The following is a 15,762-nucleotide window of genomic DNA, read 5'->3' on the forward strand; positions in this document are numbered from 1 at the left end:
GGCCCGTCAGACCGCGACGGCCGCGCGGATCGCCGGGTGGTGCTGGTAGTCCTCGACGACGATGTCGTCGTAGGTGTAGTCGAAGATCGAGTCGGGCTTCCGGGTGAAGCGCAGCGTCGGGTAAGGGTAGGGGTCGCGGGAGAGCTGCTCGCGCACCTGCTCGACGTGGTTGTCGTAGATGTGGCAGTCGCCGCCGGTCCACACGAAGTCGCCCGGCTCGAGGCCGGTCTGCTGCGCGACCATGAGGGTCAGCAAGGCGTAGGAGGCGATGTTGAACGGCACCCCGAGGAACATGTCGGCCGAGCGCTGGTACAGCTGGCACGACAGCTTGCCGCCCGCGACGTAGAACTGGAAGAGCGCGTGGCAGGGCGCAAGGGCCATGTCGGGGATGTCCGCCGGGTTCCACGCCGACACGATCAGTCGCCGCGAATCCGGGTTCGCACGGATCTGCTCGACCACCTGCGAGATCTGGTCGATCTGCTCGCCCGACGGCGTCGGCCACGACCGCCACTGCACGCCGTACACCGGCCCGAGCTCGCCGTCGGCACCGGCCCACTCGTCCCAGATGGTGACGCCGTTCTCCTGCAGCCAGGCCACGTTCGACTCGCCGCGCAGGAACCACAGCAGCTCGTACACGATCGACTTCAGGTGCACACGCTTGGTCGTGATGAGCGGGAACCCCTGCGACAGGTCGAACCGGATCTGCCGTCCGAACACGCTCGTCGTGCCCGTGCCGGTGCGGTCGTCTTTGTGCACGCCGTCGTCGAGCACCTCGCGCAGCAGATCTTCATACGGGGTGGGAACGGATGCCGGTGCACTCACGCTGTCATCGTACCGGCGGCCCCGGACAGCTGGGCCGGCAGCGACCGCGATCCCCGAGACCCGATTTCCGATCCGCAAGCCGCGACCCCGAATATGACGACCGCTCCGTCACACAACCCGAATTCGCCCTCCTGTCAGGCGGATCGCGTTAGGCTGATCCGCTGTGAACCTGTCCGACGCCATCGCCCTGCTCGCGGCCCTCCTCGCCGTGACGGTCGGTGTCGGCGCGTTCCTGCGGTGGCAGCAGAATCGCCCCCGCCACGTCGACCCCGGCGAGATCGTCGACCCGCAGCGATTCGGCGCCGCGTCGCTCGGCGAGCAGGCGACGCTCCTGCAGTTCAGCACCGAGATGTGCAGCCGGTGCCCGGGCGTGCACCGCACCCTCGGCGCGATCGCCGGCGAACGCGACGGCGTGCTGCACCTCGACGTCGACCTCACCCACCGCCCCGACATCGCCAAGCACTTCCATGTGATGCAGACCCCGACGACGCTGATCCTCGACCGGCACGGCCTCGTGCAGACCCGCTTCGCCGGCACGCCGAGCCGGAGCGCCGTCGAACTGGAGCTCACCCGCGTGACCGCCGTGGATGCCCGTGTCTGAGGCCGCCCCGAAGGGGATCGATCCGCGCGGGCCGCGCTTCGCGGCATCCCTCACCGCCGTGCTGCTCCTCATCGCGACCTTCTTCGCCCTCACCGGTCTGTCGACCGCGCGCGGCGCCGCCTCGTTCGTGCCGGGCGGCGTGGTCGTCGATCCCACCGCCTGGGCGCTCCCCGCCCTCACCGTCGCACAGCGCGCCGCCGACCCCGGATTCGTGCTGGTCCTCGTGATCGCGCTGCTGTTCCTCTGGGGCGTCGTCTCGCCGCAGACGCACCCGTGGAGCGTGCTCTACCGCCGCGCCATCCAGCCGCGCCTCGCGCCGCCCACCGAGCTCGAAGACCCGCGCCCGCCGCGCTTCGCGCAGGGCGTCGGGCTCTTCGTGACCGGCGTGGGCCTGGTGCTGCACCTCGCCGGCGTGCCGTGGGCGCTGCCGATCGCGGCGGCGCTCGCGTTCGTCGCCGCCTTCCTCAACGCGGCGTTCGGTCTGTGCCTCGGCTGCCAGCTGTACCTGCTGCTGCAGCGGGGCGGTCTCGTCGGCCGCACCGCCTGATCCGGTCGGCCGCGCCGCCTGACCCGGACCGCCATCGCCCTCCCGGGCACGCTCCCCCTCCCCTCGCCGCCCTCGTCCGTCTAGGCTCGAGCCAGGCGCGCCCGCGCCGCAGACACACCCCCGAGGAGTCATCATGAGCGTCACGAGCGAAGCATCCACCACCTGGAAGGGCAGCCTCACCGAGGGTTCGGGCGAGATCGCGCTGGAGAGCTCCAACCAGGGCCCGTTCGCGGTCAACTGGAAGGCGCGCAGCGAGGGATCCACCTCGGTGACGACGCCCGAGGAGCTCATCGCGGCGGCGCACTCGTCGTGCTTCTCGATGGCACTGTCGAACGCGCTCGCGCAGAACGGCACGCCGCCCGAGAGCGTCGAGACGACCGCCTCGGTCACCTTCATCCCCGGCACCGGCATCACCGGTTCGCACCTCAACGTCAACGCGGTCGTCCCCGGCCTGTCGGCGGAGGATTTCGCCCGCATCGCCGATGAGGCGAAGAGTGGATGCCCCGTCTCCGCAGCCCTCGCGGGCATCGAGATCACCCTCGAGGCGACGCTTGCCTGATTCCGATGCGCGCGTCGTCGTCGCGGGCTCGTCGGGCCTGATCGGCGGCGCGCTCGTCGCGGCGCTGCGCGCCGACGGGGTCCCGGTGACCCGCCTCGTGCGCCGCGAGGCGACGGCACCCGACGAGGTGTCGTGGGATCCGCAGCGCTCGCGGCTCGACCCCGCCGTGCTCGCCGGAGCGCGCGCGGTGGTCGGCCTGGGCGGGGCGAGCATCGGGCACTTCCCGTGGACGCGGCGCTACAAGCACGAGCTGCTCTGGTCGCGCCTCGCGCCCACGCAGGCGCTCGCCGCCGCCGTGCGCGCGCTCGGCGCCGAGGCCCCCGCGTTCGTCTCGGCGTCGGCGGTCGGCTACTACCCTTCGGCACCGCGGACGCCCGGCGAGCGGTTCACCGAGGAGACCCGCCGGGGCGACACATTCCTCGCCGATCTGTGCGGCGAATGGGAGGTCGCCGCGCGCGGCGCCGGGCCGAGCGCGCGGGTCGCGCTCCTGCGCACCGCGCCGGTGGTGCACGCCGAAGGCGTGCTGAAGCCGCTCATGCTCCTCACCCGCCTCGGCCTGTCGGGGCCGCTCGGGCTGGGCACCCAGGTGTGGCCGTGGATCTCGCTCGACGACGAAATACGGGCGATCCGGCACGTCATCGACGGCGACCTCGAGGGGCCCGTGAACCTCACCGGCCCCACCCGCGCGACGGCGAACGACCTCGGCTTCGCGCTCGCCCGCCGCATGAACCGTCCGTTCCTCCTCCGCGCGCCGGGGTGGGCGCTGCGGCTGGCGCTCGGATCCGATGCCGCCGACGCGCTGCTGCTGAGCGACATGCCGGTCGTGCCCGAGCGGCTCGAGGCATCCGGTTTCAGCTTCACGCACCCGACGGTCGAGGATGCCGTGGCCGCCGCCGTCCCCGCGGCCTGAGCGGCCCGTCGGGCCTGCCGGGTCCCGAGCGGCCCGCCGGAGACGAAGCCGCCGGCCGCTACGACCGCGCGCGGCCCGCCTTCTCCAGACGGATCGCGGTGCGCACGGCCTGGCGGGCGCGTGTGCGGTCGCCGGCCCCGTCGTAGGCGAGGCCGAGGCGGAACCAGGCGCGCCAGTCGTCGGGGTGCTCCTCGACGTCGGCGCGGTAGCGCGGGAAGAGCTCATCGGCCTGCGCGCGATCGGGGCGACCGCTCGGGCGCACGTCGATCTGCTCGGTCGGCAGCGCCTGCTCGGTTTCGAGCAGACGCCCGAGGCGCTGCGTGCCGAGTCCGAACGCGAGCTCGCGCCACAGCGCCCACGCCGCGATGAGCGGGAGCACGATGAGCGCCACCCCCATGACGACGCCGATCGGCTGGCCCGAGATCAGCAGCAGCCAGGCGCGCTGAGCGACGAGCACGATGTACAGCGCCAGCAGCACCGCCATCACGGCGACGCCGATGCGTGCGCTCATGCGCCGGTGGCCCGCGCGACCTGGCCGGGCACCCCGCCCTCGTCGATCGGCTTCTCGACGTCGGCCTGCGCCCGGCGCGGGCGCAGCCCCAGGTCGATGAGCGCGTCGAGACCGACCGTGACGCCGCGGGCATCGCGGGCGGCGGCGAGGGCGACGCGGATGCCGGGGGCGTAGGCGAGCGCCGGGTCGACGGTGTCGTGGACGATCGTGAGGCTCTCGCCGGGGCCGGAGAGGATCGTCTCCTGCCGCGCGATGACGCCGGGACGCCGGAGGGAGTGGATGGGCACGCTCGCGACCTGCTGACCGCGGGCGCGCTGGTCGACGTGCGGCGACTCGACGGGGCCGACCTGGGAGCGGGCGGCGGCGATCAGCTCCGCGGTGCGGACGGCGGTGCCGCTCGGCGAGTCGACCTTCGTCTCGCGGTGCGCCTCGACGATCTCGATCGCCGGGAAGTGCGGCGCGGCCGCGGCGGCGAGCGCCGAGCCGATGACCGAGCCGAGCGAGAAGTTCGGGATGAAGACGGCACCCGTCCCCGCCGCGTCGACGAGCGGGCGGACGAGGGCGATGCGCTCGTTCGACCAGCCCGACGTGCCGACGAGCACGTTGAGCCCGCGCTCGATCGCGGCGCGCACGACATCGATCGAGACGCTCGGCGTCGACGCGTCGACGACGAGGTCGGCGCCGTCGAGCTCGGCCAGGTCGCTGCGCGAACCGAGCACCGCCACCACCTCGAAGCCGGGCTCGTCGTCGATGACGGAGCGGATGATGCCGCCGAGCTTGCCGGTTCCGCCGACGAGGGCCACTCGCGTCGTGCTGCCTGCGGGAGTCATGCCTCCAGACTAGGCGTTCGCCGGCGCGGACTACGCTCGAGACATGGTCACCCTCGTGCCGATCTCCGCCGACGACCCCCGCGCCCAGCGCCTGCTCACCGACTACTTCGCGATGCGCGCCGAGGCGTTCCCGCAGGGCCAGACGTACCGGCCGGTGTTCCCCGAGGCATCCGTGTTCACCCCTCCGGCGGGGGTCTTCTTCGTCGCGGTCGACGACGACGGGCGGGATGTCGGCTGCGGAGGCATCCGCCGCATCGCGGACGGCCCGGACGGCCCGCGCTACGAGGTCAAGCACCTCTACCTCGACCCGTCCACGCGGGGGCGCGGCTGGGGCCGTGTGCTGCTCGAGGGCCTCGAAGCGCAGGCCCGCGAGTGGGGCGCCGCCGACCTCGTGCTCGACACGCACCACACCCTCGAGGCCGCCGGGGGTCTCTACGCACGGAGCGGCTTCACCGCGATCGAGCCCTACAACGACAACCCGAACGCGACGCGCTGGTACGGCAAGCAGCTGAGCTGACCCGCTGCGGCGGGTTGCTCGGTGAACTCCCAGGCCTAAACCTTCAGTATGACTTAAGCTTTTCGTATGGACATCGAACCTGGGCTGCAGCGGCTGGATCGGATCGCGGGCGGACGGCTGGCGGGGCGACGCGTGCCGCTCCCCCTCGATGCGAAGCTCCGGCACGCGTTCCGCGCCGTCACCTGGCTGCTCGCGGCATGCCTCGCTCTCGGCGTCGCGACCGTGGTCACGGCATCCGTTCTCGCAGCGTCCGGGGCGGAGGTCACGTTCGCGGTCTGGATGCGATGCCTCGTCGTCCTCGGCATCACGGCGACACTCTTCTCCTTCCTCGCGCGCGCCCGCCGCGGCTGGTACTGGGCGCTCCGGCGCCTGCAGCTGTTCAGCCGCATCTTCCCCGTCGTCGCGCTCGCCCTGGCCGCGATCCCCGGCCTCTACCCGCTCTGGGTGATCGGCGAGCAGATCCTCTTCGCGGTCGTGCTGATCGGCGTCTCCGACTACCTGCACACGGATGCCATTCGCCGCGCGTTCCCGAAGCCCACCGCCCGCGCCGAGCTCGTCACCCCGTGACACCCTGAGGCGGCCCGGCCGCCGCGGGTCGTGGCCCTGGCATCCCACCCCAACTGCAAGGCCGCTCGGGCGACACGCCGCGCCCGCGACCGCCGCCCCGGCGTGTCGCGCACGATCCCTTGCAGTTGGGGCGGACCGCGCAGGCCCGAAGCCCGGGCCCGGGCTCAGACCGGCGGGACCTCGGGGAGGCCGGTGCGCAGCTCGTGCGGCAGGTGCGACAGGTCGTTGTGCGAGACGAGCGTCCAGGGGCGACCGGGGCGCTGCGCCAGCACGGTCAACCCGCAGTGCGCCTGGTTGATCGTCAGCCACCGCCACTGCGGCGCGTCGAGCACGGCCCGCACGAACCACGCGATCACGAAGTTGTGCGTGATGAGCAATTCGTGCGTGGCGGGCTTGCGCACGAGGAACTCCCCCACCGCATCCTCCATCTGCGCACGGCCGGCGTCGATCTCCGCGTCGGTGTACGAGCCGAAGAATGCCTCGTACACGCTCGGCGTGTCGGGGGTCATCCCGGTCGGGATGCAGTCGAACAGCAGCGACGAGGGCTCGGGCGTGATGGCCGGCAGCCGCACCGCGACGGCGCGCGCGGTCTCGGCGGCGCGCTCGAGCGGAGAGTGCCAGAGCGCGTCGAGGGGCACGCCCGACAGCCGGTCGGCCAGCAGCTCGGCCTGACGGCGCCCCCGCGGCGAGAGCGGACCGTCTTCGAGCCCGTGCTCTGCGTCGAGGTGCTCGCCATGGCGCACGAGGTACAGATAGTGCGTCACGGCAGGCTCGTCTCGTCAGGGGGTGCTCCCCCCCACCCTACGTCAGCCCGCGATCCGCGCTACTGGGCGGCGCGGGCGATCTCGGCGAGGTGCACGCGGCTGAGCTTCGCCCCCACACCCTGCATCAGCTCGTCGACGTGCGCGACGGCGTAGACGTTCACGATCGGCGCGACGACGGTGCGCTGGGCCAGCAGCCACGCGATCGCGACCGCCGACGTCGGGATCGACAGCTCGGCGCCGATCCGGTCCATCGCCCGCAGCGTGCGAGTGCCGCGGCGGTTCATCGCCGCCGCGAGCTGACTGCCGCGCACCGATGCGGCCACCTGTGAGCGGGACCGGTGCGCGCCGGCGAGGTAGCCGTGCTCGAGCGCCTGCGACGGCGTGACGGCGATGCCCTGCGCGCCCGCGACGAGGCGCAGGTCGCCGTCGAAATCGCCCTGCCGCAGCACGTTGTACGGCACGTCGAGCACGGTCAGCCGCGGGTAGCCCGCCGAGGCGAGGATGCGCGCCTCGACCAGCTGCGACGCCGACAGCCCGAGCGAGCCGAGCGCGCGCACCTTGCCCGACTCGATCAGCCACTCCGCGGTCGCGAGGGTGTCTTCGAGGGAGCCGTGCGTGTCGCCGGTCGCGTCGAGGTAGAGCACGTCGATGCGGTCGGTGCCAAGACGGGTGAGGGATGCCTCGACGGCGCGGATCAGGTTCACCGGACCGAGCCCGGGGTGATCGATGTTCGTGCCGACGCGCACGCCGAGCACGATGTCGTCGCGCACCGCCCGCCGTGACATCCAGGCGCCGATGATGTGCTCGCTGCGACCGGCCGCGTAGCCGTCGGAGGTGTTCAGCGCGTTTCCGCCGCGGTCGAAGTACGCGTCGAGGATGCTGTGGGCCGCGGCGAGGTCGACGTGCCAGCCGAACTCGGCGCCGCCGAGGACGAGCGGGAACACCCGCGCGCCGGTCTCGCCGAGCGGCACCCGCACGGCGGCGCCGAGCGGCGCGCCCTGCACGGGGATCGGCGCCGACGGGTGCGTCAGCGGCGCGGCCGGCGCGCCCGAGGCGGCCGGCGCAGCGCGCGCCGCACTGTCGGTCGGGACGGGGCCGGTGGCGGTGCGCATGGGTCCGGTGGCGCTGCCGCGCGCGGGCTCCACTGATGACGTCGTGCCTACTCCGAAGAAACCCACGTCACACCCCCTCACGGACCGATGTCGCTCAACGTCCGACGCATCCCCCGATGCGTAGTACCGAGAGTAAGGCAGGCCGGAGACACGGCCGTCCATTGCAGCGACCATGCGGTGAACTTTCGATAACGCTTTGATCTCGACGGGGCGAGATCGCCGCGGATGTCCCCCGAATGGGGGACAGATCAGGCCAAAAACGGATGCCCGCTCCTCCGAGACGGGAGGAAGCGGGCATCCGTGTCCTGCGACGGGCTCCGGAGCCGCAGGGCTCCGGAGCCGTCTGGCTCAACCCTCGGCGGGCGCGTCTCCGGGACCCTCGCTGGCCGCGTCGCGACCCTCCTGGTCTGCGGGCTCCTCGAGCACCGGCTCGAGCGACAGCTTGCCGCGGTCGTCGATCTTCGTGATGCGCACGAGGATCTTCTGGCCGACGCCGACCACGTCTTCGACGTTCTCGACACGCTTGCCGCCGGCGAGCTTGCGCACCTCGCTGACGTGCAGCAGGCCGTCCTTGCCGGGCAGGAGCGAGACGAACGCGCCGAACGTGGCGATCTTGACGACGGTTCCGAGGAACTGCTCGCCGACCTCCGGGTTCGTCGGGTTCGCGATCGCGTTGACCTGCGCGCGGGCGGCCTCGGCCGAGGGGCCGTCGGTCGCGCCGATGTAGACGGTGCCGTCCTCCTCGATGGAGATCTGCGCGCCGGTCTCGTCCTGGATCGCGTTGATCGTCTTGCCCTTCGGGCCGATCAGCTCGCCGATCTTGTCGACCGGGATCTGCACGCTGATCACGCGCGGCGCGGTCGGGGCCATCTCGTCGGGGCCGTCGATCGCGGCGTTCAGCACGCCGAGGATCGTCATGCGCGCTTCCTTGGCCTGCGTGAGCGCGGCGGTCAGCACCGACGACGGGATGCCGTCGAGCTTCGTGTCGAGCTGGATCGCCGTGACGAACTCGCTCGTGCCCGCGACCTTGAAGTCCATGTCGCCGAGGGCGTCTTCGGCGCCGAGGATGTCGGTCAGCGCCGCGTAGCGGGTCTGGCCGTCGACCTGGTCGGAGACGAGGCCCATCGCGATGCCGGCGACGGGGGCGCGCAGCGGCACACCCGCGTTCAGCAGCGACAGGGTCGACGCGCAGACCGAGCCCATCGAGGTCGAGCCGTTGGAGCCGAGGGCCTCGGAGACCTGACGGATCGCGTACGGGAACTCCTCGCGGCTGGGCAGCACCGGCACGAGGGCGCGCTCGGCGAGGAAGCCGTGCCCGATCTCGCGACGCTTCGGCGATCCGACGCGACCGGTCTCACCGGTCGAGTACGGCGGGAAGTTGTAGTGGTGCATGTAGCGCTTGTGCGTGACGGGCGACAGCGAGTCGATCTGCTGCTCCATCTTGAGCATGTTCAGCGTCGTGACACCCAGGATCTGGGTCTCGCCGCGCTGGAAGATCGCCGAGCCGTGCACCCGCGGGATCACCTGGACCTCGGCATCCAGCGGGCGGATGTCCGCCAGGCCGCGGCCGTCGATGCGCACACCCTCGCTGAGGATGCGGCCGCGCACGATCGTCTTGGTGACCGACTTGTACGCCCCGCTGAACTCGGCGAGCGCCGACGCGGGCAGCTCGCCCGCCTCGACGGCGGCGACCAGCTGCGCCTTGACGTCGTCCTTGATGGCGTCGTCGGCGTTCTGGCGCTCGATCTTGTCGGCGATCTGGTACACCGGCACGAGGCGGTCGTAGGCGCGCCCCGCGACGAAGTCGTAGGTCTCCTGCGTGTACGCGGGGAAGACCGGGTAGGGCTGGATCTCCTTAGCGGCGGTGTTCGCCACGACGTTCTGCGCCGCGACGAGCTCCTTGATGAAGGGCTTGGATGCCTCCAGGCCCTGTGCCACGACTTCTTCGGAGGGCTTGGTGGCGCCACCCTTGATGAGGTTCCAGCTGTTCTCGGTGGCCTCGGCCTCGACCATCATGATCGCGACGTCGCCGTCTTCGAGGACGCGACCGGCGACCATGAGGTCGAACACGGCCTCCTCGACCTGCGCGGCGTTGGGGAACGCGACCCACTGGTCGGCGTGCTCGCCGTGGCCGGGGATGAGCGCGAGGCGGACGCCCGCGATCGGACCGGAGAACGGCAGACCCGAGATCTGCGTCGACAGGGATGCCGCGTTGATCGCGAGCGCGTCGTAGAACTCGCCCGGCGCGATCGAGAGCACCGTGACGACGATCTGCACCTCGTTGCGGAGGCCGTCGACGAACGACGGGCGCAGCGGGCGGTCGATGAGGCGGCACACGAGGATCGCCTCGGTGGAGGGGCGGCCCTCGCGACGGAAGAACGAGCCGGGGATCTTGCCCGCGGCGTACGAGCGCTCTTCGACGTCGACCGTCAGCGGGAAGAAGTCGAAGCCCTCGCGGGGGTGCTTGCCGGCGGAGGTCGCCGACAGGATCATCGTCTCCTCGTCGAGGTAGGCGGCGACGGCGCCCTGCGCCTGCTGGGCGAGGCGGCCGGTCTCGAAGCGGATGGTGCGGGTGCCGAAGCGGCCGTTGTCGAGAACGGCTTCAGCGGCGGTGATTTCTGGACCTTCCAAGAGGTCTCTCCTTCTTTGTTTAGACTCGCACGCGCGTTTCGCGCACGAGATCGTGCGAAGGAGCAGGAACAGGCAGATCCAGACGCGCGCGGATCGCGCGGTGTCGTCAGCGCTGGCCACCAGTAGAAATCCACCCGGCGCACCGCGACGAGGAGACCACCACAGGGGACCAGCTTCCTGCCGGCCTGCTCCATGAGCCCCTCGTCGGAGGGACTCGAGTGTGTGGAATTGCGTGGATGCCACACGGCATCCTGGCCGATCCTATCAGGGGCGCGCCGCGCCGGGCGCCCTGGCGTCTGAGGCCTGCCGCGCCTATCGTGAGACGCACACAGACCGCGACATCGAGAGGAGAGAGGAGCCCCGATGAACGGTGACGGCTTCGAGCACATCGACCGCGAACAGCTTCCGGAGAGCAAGCAGGCCTTCCTGCAGGGAGACACCGAGGCGGATGCCCCGGTCGAGGACGAGCCCAGCGAGTACGAGAAGGCGCAGATGTCCCGCGACTTCGCCCTGGGCCTGGAGAAGTTCCAGGGAGGGATGGAGGGATGAGCGGCGATAATCCGGCCTCCGACGAGATGAAGCGCAAGTTCAAGGAGGCGCTCGACAAGAAGAACGCCCACCACCGCGACGGTGAGGCGCACCTCGACGGCGATTCCGCCGTCCACGGCACCCACGCGGCCGTCACCAAGCGCGAGTTCCGCCGCAAGAGCGGCTGAGGCGCAGACGCCGCGAACAGGCGTGCGTGGCCGACGCGCGGGCGCTGCTCGACCGGGTCTGCGCGCTCGCGGGCGATGTGGGCCTTCTCGCCGAGGAGTACGACGTCAGCGCGCGCCGGCACGCCGGCAACACCCCGCAGGCGCTCTCGCATCTCGCGCTCGTGCGTGCGGCCGACGCCGTCCACGCCGCCGGCGGCTGAGCGCCCGCGCGCAACGACGGCGGGCTCGCTGCGTGCGCGTGGGGACGGCCCCGTCCCCGACAATGGGAGGATGACCGCTCTCCCCCGCATCGCGATGCCCGCCCGTCTCTCCGACGCCGAGGGTGCCGATGCCCGTGTCGGGCTCGCCAACGCGATCTTCGACGACGTCGCGGCGCTCGTGCGAGCCGAAGAGCTGGATGTCGTGGTCGTCCGCTCGGTCGACCTCGCGGGCTTCGACGGCGTCGTGCTCCCCGGCGGGGGCGACCTCGATCCGGCCCGGTACGGGGGCGACACCGCGGCATCCGTCTACGACGTCAACGCCGAGCAGGACGACCTCGATCTCGGCATCGCTCGCGCCGCCGCGGAGGCGGGGATCCCGATCCTCGGGGTCTGCCGCGGGCTGCAGGTGCTCAACGTCGCGTTCGGCGGCACGCTCGTCGAAGACCTCCCCGAATCCGCCGTGCGGCACTCCCCCGGCGACGACGGCTGCGGTGACCTGGAGTGGGCGTGGCATCCGGTCGCGGTCGCCGCGGGATCCCGCCTGCGGGCCGAGGTCGACGCCGACACCGTGCCGGTCGCATCGGGGCACCATCAGGCCGTCCGCGCCCTCGGGGCAGGCCTCGTGGCGACCGCCATCGCCGAAGACGGGGTGGTGGAGGCCGTCGAGCACGAGAGCCTGCCGATCATCGCGGTGCAGTGGCACCCCGAGGCGGAGGGGACGCCCGCGCATCTCGCGGCCGCCCCCTTTGCGGTGTTCGCCGACCTCGTGCACGCGGGGCGCCTTGCCGCGCGCTGAGGATCGCGCGGGCGGGCTACTCGCCGGCGAGGCCGCCGAGCAGGTGGCCGCCGCCCGAGGCGGCGTCACCGCCCATCAGCCGCTGGAAGCTGCCGAGGTAGTTCTCCGGGTCGAACGGGTCGCCGCCGGTGGCGGGCTCCCGACGCGCGACGGCCTCGGCGAGCTCGCGCGCACCCTTCTCGACGCGCGCGCTCAGCGGGGCGACCTGATCCGCCGCCGAGCCCCAGTCGCTCGACGCGGCGAACACGCCCGTCGACACGGCATCCGCGTGCAGGTAGGCGAACAGCGGCCGGATCGCGTAGTCGATCGCGAGCGAGTGCCGGGCGGTGCCGGCGTTCGCCCCGATCAGCACCGGCATGCCGGTGAGCGCGTCGGGGTCGAGCACGTCGATGAACGACTTGAACAGCCCCGAGTAGCTCGTCGAGAAGATCGGCGTCACGACGATCAGCGCATCGGCCGAGACGACCGTGTTGATCGCCGATTCGAGCGGCGCCGGGGCGAACCCGGTGAGCAGGTTGTTCGTGATGTCGTGCGCGAGGTCGCGCAGTTCGATCGTGTCGACGGATGCCTCGATGCCGAGCCCCGTGAGCTGTGCGACCGTCGCGGCCGCGAGCCGGTCGGCGAGCATCCGCGTCGACGAGGGGTTCGACAGCCCCGCCGAGACGACGGCGATGCGGCGGCTCTGCGCCACGGCGGTCATCGCGCACCGCCCGTGGCGGCCGCGCCGAACGCGGCACCGGCGGGAGCGGGCACGTCCTGGTAGGGCGAGGGGCCGGACAGGTTGTCGCCGCGGTTCGCCCGCGGAGTGGCCTGGCGGCTCGGTCCGTCGCCGTACGTCGCCTTCACGAGCGCGGCGTGCGTCGGGGCATCCGGCACGTTCGCCGGGCGGTTCTGCGCGAGCTCACGGCGGAGCACGGGCACGACCTCACCGCCCAGGATGTCGAGCTGCTCGAGCACGGTCTTCAGCGGAAGCCCCGCGTGGTCCATGAGGAAGAGCTGCCGCTGGTAGTCGCCGTAGAGGTCGCGCATGCCGGCGTAGCGGTCGATGACCTGCTGCGGCGAGCCGACGGTCAGAGGCGTCATCTCGCTGAAGTCCTCGAGCGACGGGCCGTGGCCGTACACCGGGGCGTTGTCGAAGTACGGGCGGAACCGGTTCACGGCATCCTGCGAGTTCTTCGCCATGAACGCCTGGCCGCCGAGGCCGACGATCGCCGTCTCGGGGGCGCCGTGGCCGTAGTGCTCCCAGCGCTGGCGGTACAGGCCGATGAGGCGCTGGTAGTGCTCGGCGGGCCAGAAGATGTTGTTCGCGAAGAAGCCGTCGCCGTAGTAGGCGGCCTGCTCGGCGATCTCGGGCGTGCGGATCGACCCGTGCCACACGAACGGCGCCACGCCGTCGAGGGGCCGCGGGGTCGCGGTGAAGCCCTGCAGCGGGGTGCGGAACTTACCCTCCCAGTCGACGACGTCTTCGCGCCACAGTTTGTGCAGCAGGGCGTAGTTCTCGATCGCGAGGGGCAGCCCCTGGCGGATGTCCTTGCCGAACCACGGGTAGACCGGGCCGGTGTTGCCGCGTCCCATCATGAGGTCCATGCGCCCGCCGGAGAGGTGCTGCAGCATGGCGTAGTCCTCGGCGATCTTCACCGGGTCGTTCGTCGTGATGAGCGTCGTCGAGGTCGACAGGATGATCCGCTCGGTCTGCGCGGCGATGTAGGCGAGGGTCGTCGTCGGCGAGGACGACCAGAACGGCGGGTTGTGGTGCTCGCCGACGGCGAAGACGTCGAGACCGACCTCTTCGGCGTGCGTGGCGATCGTGACGGAGGCCTGGATGCGCTCCGCCTCGCTCGGGGTGTGCCCCGAGATCGGGTCCTGGGTGATGTCGCTGACCGTCATGATGCCGAACTGCATCTGCTGCGGGCCCGCGGGGATGTTCTCGCTCACGATGATCCTGACTCTCCGGATGCCTCGGCATCCAATACATGCAAATGAATGTATCTGGTGCAACGCAGGCCTGTCCACGATATTCCCGGGCCGTCCCGCGCGCGAACACCCCGGCGGCGAGGAGCAGCGGAGTCGCCGACGCGTCGCCGCCGGTGACGGCCAGCTGCGCGGCGGGTGCCTCGACGGCCGCCGCCTCGGCCGCGGCCGGGACGTACTCGTGGGTGACCCGCAGGAACGGCGATCCCCCGCCGTCGAGGACCCGGACGACCGAGGTCGCCGTCGAGGCCGTGTGGTCGAACGACTCGAGCTCGAGGTGCCGCCCGCCCGGGAGTCGTTGCCGGTCGGCAGATACTCCAGCCCCGCGTCGCCGGGGCCCGCGGCGGACCCGGTGCCGTCGCGCGTGTTCAGCTCGCCGGTCGGATTGACCGCCAGCAGGACCGTGCCGTTGTCGATGCAGACGGCGGGCGCGCACGGGTCGCCCGGCGCCGGGAGCGCGCCGGGCGCCACGGGTGCGGCGGCCGGTGCAACGGGTGCGGCGGCCGGTGCGGGTGCGGGTGCGGCGTCGGCGATACATGCGCGTGCGCGCGGATAGGGTGGCCTGCGATGAGCGATCGCAACGGCCCGCGCACCGGGAGCGCCCCGACGGTGAGAAGACGCGTGCCGCTCTGGGACAACGCCCGGTTCGCGTGCATCGTGCTGGTCGTCCTCGGCCATGCGGTGCAGCGGCTGACCTACGACAGCGACGTCGCGCTGGGGCTGTACCTTCTCGTCTACGCGTTCCACATGCCGGCGTTCGCGATCATCTCCGGGTACTTCTCGAAGTCCGACTCGCCCAGTCGCCGCCAGATGGCGCGGGTGATCACCGACATCGTCGTGCCCTACGTCATCTTCGAGACGGTGTGGACGCTCGTGAAATGGCTCGTCGAGGGCCAGGCGAACCCGAACCTCACCCGCCCGTCGTGGACGCTGTGGTTCCTGCTCGCGCTCGCGATCTTCCGGCTCGTGCTGCCGTATCTCGCGCTGCTGCGCTACCCGCTGGTGTGGACGGTGCTCATCTCGGTCACCGCGGGGTACTGGGGCAACATCGACTCGACGCTGTCGCTGTCGCGCACCCTCGGGCTGCTGCCGTTCTTCACGCTCGGCTGGTGGCTCGCGCACCACGACATCGTCGCCCGGCTCGACCTGCTGCGCCGGCGCCGCTGGTGGGTGCGCGCGCTCGCCGTGCTGACCTTCGCGGTCGGCGGCTTCATCGCGTGGTTCTATGTCGACACCTGGCGCGCCGTGAACCTCCGCGAGTGGCTCTTCTACGACGCGAGCTACGACGAGCTCGGCGGTCCGTGGTGGTCGGGCGCCGTGCGTCTCGCTCTCATGGCGATCGCGATCGTGCTCTCGGTCGCGTTCTTCGCGCTCATCCCCCGCGGCACGTACTGGTGGACCCACTTCGGCCAGTACACGATGTACGTGTACCTGCTGCACTCGTTCGTGCTCTACCCCTTCCGCGAGACCGACATCCTGCGCAACGCCGAGCCCACCTGGCTGTGGCTGCCGGCGGTGATCGTCCTGTCGGTCGTCATCGCGCTCGTGCTCGCGACGAAGCCCGTGCGCACCGTCTTCCGCCCGCTCGTCGAACCCCGCCCGGCCTGGCTGTTCGCCGACCCGACGCTCGCCGCGCGCGAGGGCCGGCGATCCGACCCGACCGGATCGAAGCGCCCACGCACCTGATCGAGGGCCGGGCGAGTAATCC

The 15,762-nt window shown here is 71.7% G+C and carries 18 protein-coding genes and 1 pseudogene; 11 read left to right on the forward strand and 8 right to left on the reverse strand.

Going from position 1 to position 15,762, the window contains the following annotated elements:
• Window positions 1-6: 6 nt before the first annotated feature.
• The gene (locus LOK55_RS04605; protein WP_229934442.1) at window positions 7-822 is read right to left on the reverse strand and encodes a thymidylate synthase; all 816 of its coding nucleotides are present in this window, start codon (window positions 820-822) and stop codon (window positions 7-9) included.
• A 163-nt stretch (window positions 823-985) separates the two neighbouring features.
• Between LOK55_RS04605 and LOK55_RS04610 the strand changes: the two genes are divergently transcribed.
• From LOK55_RS04610 to LOK55_RS04625, 4 genes are all read left to right on the forward strand, one after another.
• Window positions 986-1,423 (forward strand): thioredoxin family protein, encoded by a 438-nt coding sequence (locus LOK55_RS04610; protein ID WP_196323311.1) that lies wholly within the window; start codon window positions 986-988, stop codon window positions 1,421-1,423.
• On the forward strand, window positions 1,410-1,970 hold the full coding sequence (locus LOK55_RS04615; protein WP_374107617.1) for a DUF4395 domain-containing protein: 561 nt from the start codon (window positions 1,410-1,412) through the stop codon (window positions 1,968-1,970). The genes LOK55_RS04610 and LOK55_RS04615 overlap by 14 nt, the downstream gene beginning before the upstream one ends.
• A 133-nt stretch (window positions 1,971-2,103) precedes the next feature.
• A complete protein-coding gene (locus tag LOK55_RS04620; RefSeq protein WP_141379876.1) occupies window positions 2,104-2,529 on the forward strand; it encodes an OsmC family peroxiredoxin in 426 nt (141 codons plus the stop codon).
• Entirely contained in the window at window positions 2,522-3,439 is a 918-nt protein-coding gene (locus LOK55_RS04625) for a TIGR01777 family oxidoreductase (protein ID WP_229934444.1), read from the forward strand. Before LOK55_RS04620 ends, LOK55_RS04625 begins: the two co-directional genes overlap by 8 nt.
• A 58-nt stretch (window positions 3,440-3,497) precedes the next feature.
• Here LOK55_RS04625 and LOK55_RS04630 read toward each other — a convergent pair whose 3' ends face one another.
• A complete protein-coding gene (locus LOK55_RS04630) occupies window positions 3,498-3,950 on the reverse strand; it encodes a hypothetical protein (protein ID WP_141379874.1) in 453 nt (150 codons plus the stop codon).
• A complete protein-coding gene (dapB, locus tag LOK55_RS04635) occupies window positions 3,947-4,780 on the reverse strand; it encodes a 4-hydroxy-tetrahydrodipicolinate reductase (RefSeq protein WP_141379873.1) in 834 nt (277 codons plus the stop codon). Before dapB ends, LOK55_RS04630 begins: the two co-directional genes overlap by 4 nt.
• A gap of 43 nt (window positions 4,781-4,823) precedes the next feature.
• Here dapB and LOK55_RS04640 point away from each other — a divergent pair, with 43 nt between their 5' ends.
• Both LOK55_RS04640 and LOK55_RS04645 read left to right on the forward strand, forming a co-directional pair.
• A complete protein-coding gene (locus LOK55_RS04640; RefSeq protein ID WP_229934445.1) occupies window positions 4,824-5,297 on the forward strand; it encodes a GNAT family N-acetyltransferase in 474 nt (157 codons plus the stop codon).
• A gap of 66 nt (window positions 5,298-5,363) precedes the next feature.
• Entirely contained in the window at window positions 5,364-5,864 is a 501-nt protein-coding gene (locus LOK55_RS04645) for a hypothetical protein (protein WP_229934446.1), read from the forward strand.
• Between the two features lie 164 nt (window positions 5,865-6,028).
• Here LOK55_RS04645 and LOK55_RS04650 read toward each other — a convergent pair whose 3' ends face one another.
• From LOK55_RS04650 to LOK55_RS04660, 3 genes are all read right to left on the reverse strand, one after another.
• Window positions 6,029-6,628 carry a histidine phosphatase family protein gene (locus tag LOK55_RS04650; protein ID WP_229934447.1) on the reverse strand — a complete coding sequence of 200 codons (600 nt, stop codon included), beginning with the start codon at window positions 6,626-6,628 and terminating at the stop codon, window positions 6,029-6,031.
• A gap of 59 nt (window positions 6,629-6,687) precedes the next feature.
• Complete coding sequence (locus tag LOK55_RS04655; RefSeq protein ID WP_229934448.1) at window positions 6,688-7,740, reverse strand: aldo/keto reductase; 1,053 nt, start codon at window positions 7,738-7,740, stop codon at window positions 6,688-6,690.
• Window positions 7,741-8,088: 348 nt separating this feature from the next.
• The gene (locus LOK55_RS04660; RefSeq protein WP_229934449.1) at window positions 8,089-10,371 is read right to left on the reverse strand and encodes a polyribonucleotide nucleotidyltransferase; all 2,283 of its coding nucleotides are present in this window, start codon (window positions 10,369-10,371) and stop codon (window positions 8,089-8,091) included.
• A gap of 363 nt (window positions 10,372-10,734) precedes the next feature.
• Between LOK55_RS04660 and LOK55_RS04665 the strand changes: the two genes are divergently transcribed.
• The 4 genes and pseudogenes from LOK55_RS04665 (at window position 10,735) to LOK55_RS04680 (ending at window position 12,083) form a co-directional block, all read left to right on the forward strand.
• Window positions 10,735-10,920 carry a hypothetical protein gene (locus LOK55_RS04665; protein ID WP_196323850.1) on the forward strand — a complete coding sequence of 62 codons (186 nt, stop codon included), beginning with the start codon at window positions 10,735-10,737 and terminating at the stop codon, window positions 10,918-10,920.
• A complete protein-coding gene (locus tag LOK55_RS04670) occupies window positions 10,917-11,087 on the forward strand; it encodes a DUF5302 domain-containing protein (protein WP_196323851.1) in 171 nt (56 codons plus the stop codon). Before LOK55_RS04665 ends, LOK55_RS04670 begins: the two co-directional genes overlap by 4 nt.
• A 26-nt stretch (window positions 11,088-11,113) precedes the next feature.
• Window positions 11,114-11,287 (forward strand): annotated as a pseudogene (locus tag LOK55_RS04675) (glycoside hydrolase family 15 protein); the annotation flags it as partial.
• A 70-nt stretch (window positions 11,288-11,357) separates the two neighbouring features.
• On the forward strand, window positions 11,358-12,083 hold the full coding sequence (locus LOK55_RS04680; RefSeq protein ID WP_229934450.1) for a gamma-glutamyl-gamma-aminobutyrate hydrolase family protein: 726 nt from the start codon (window positions 11,358-11,360) through the stop codon (window positions 12,081-12,083).
• Between the two features lie 16 nt (window positions 12,084-12,099).
• Here the strand turns inward: LOK55_RS04680 and LOK55_RS04685 are convergent, their stop codons facing one another.
• Window positions 12,100-12,783 carry an FMN reductase gene (locus LOK55_RS04685; RefSeq protein ID WP_229934451.1) on the reverse strand — a complete coding sequence of 228 codons (684 nt, stop codon included), beginning with the start codon at window positions 12,781-12,783 and terminating at the stop codon, window positions 12,100-12,102.
• Window positions 12,780-13,985, reverse strand: a complete 1,206-nt coding sequence (locus LOK55_RS04690; RefSeq protein WP_229934564.1) for an LLM class flavin-dependent oxidoreductase — start codon at window positions 13,983-13,985, stop codon at window positions 12,780-12,782. Before LOK55_RS04690 ends, LOK55_RS04685 begins: the two co-directional genes overlap by 4 nt.
• A gap of 636 nt (window positions 13,986-14,621) precedes the next feature.
• Between LOK55_RS04690 and LOK55_RS04695 the strand changes: the two genes are divergently transcribed.
• Window positions 14,622-15,740: an acyltransferase family protein gene (locus tag LOK55_RS04695; protein ID WP_229934452.1), complete on the forward strand. Its 1,119-nt coding sequence runs from the start codon at window positions 14,622-14,624 to the stop codon at window positions 15,738-15,740.
• Window positions 15,741-15,762: the final 22 nt, after the last annotated feature.

It is taken from the genome of Microbacterium sp. F2E (assembly GCF_020905435.1).
Classification (GTDB): domain Bacteria; phylum Actinomycetota; class Actinomycetes; order Actinomycetales; family Microbacteriaceae; genus Microbacterium; species Microbacterium lacticum.

Excerpts from the sequence above, each read along its gene's own strand:
- LOK55_RS04695 (WP_229934452.1), top strand. The coding sequence starts at position 14,622 with ATGAGCGATCGCAACGGCCCGCGCACCGGGAGCGCCCCGACGGTGAGA.
- LOK55_RS04640 (WP_229934445.1), top strand. The coding sequence starts at position 4,824 with ATGGTCACCCTCGTGCCGATCTCCGCCGACGACCCCCGCGCCCAGCGC.
- LOK55_RS04690 (WP_229934564.1), bottom strand. The coding sequence starts at position 13,985 with ATGCAGTTCGGCATCATGACGGTCAGCGACATCACCCAGGACCCGATC.
- LOK55_RS04655 (WP_229934448.1), bottom strand. The coding sequence starts at position 7,740 with ATGCGCACCGCCACCGGCCCCGTCCCGACCGACAGTGCGGCGCGCGCT.
- LOK55_RS04630 (WP_141379874.1), bottom strand. The coding sequence starts at position 3,950 with ATGAGCGCACGCATCGGCGTCGCCGTGATGGCGGTGCTGCTGGCGCTG.
- LOK55_RS04665 (WP_196323850.1), top strand. The coding sequence starts at position 10,735 with ATGAACGGTGACGGCTTCGAGCACATCGACCGCGAACAGCTTCCGGAG.
- dapB (WP_141379873.1), bottom strand. The coding sequence starts at position 4,780 with ATGACTCCCGCAGGCAGCACGACGCGAGTGGCCCTCGTCGGCGGAACC.
- LOK55_RS04680 (WP_229934450.1), top strand. The coding sequence starts at position 11,358 with ATGACCGCTCTCCCCCGCATCGCGATGCCCGCCCGTCTCTCCGACGCC.
- LOK55_RS04615 (WP_374107617.1), top strand. The coding sequence starts at position 1,410 with ATGCCCGTGTCTGAGGCCGCCCCGAAGGGGATCGATCCGCGCGGGCCG.
- LOK55_RS04670 (WP_196323851.1), top strand. The coding sequence starts at position 10,917 with ATGAGCGGCGATAATCCGGCCTCCGACGAGATGAAGCGCAAGTTCAAG.
- LOK55_RS04685 (WP_229934451.1), bottom strand. The coding sequence starts at position 12,783 with ATGACCGCCGTGGCGCAGAGCCGCCGCATCGCCGTCGTCTCGGCGGGG.
- LOK55_RS04620 (WP_141379876.1), top strand. The coding sequence starts at position 2,104 with ATGAGCGTCACGAGCGAAGCATCCACCACCTGGAAGGGCAGCCTCACC.
- LOK55_RS04645 (WP_229934446.1), top strand. The coding sequence starts at position 5,364 with ATGGACATCGAACCTGGGCTGCAGCGGCTGGATCGGATCGCGGGCGGA.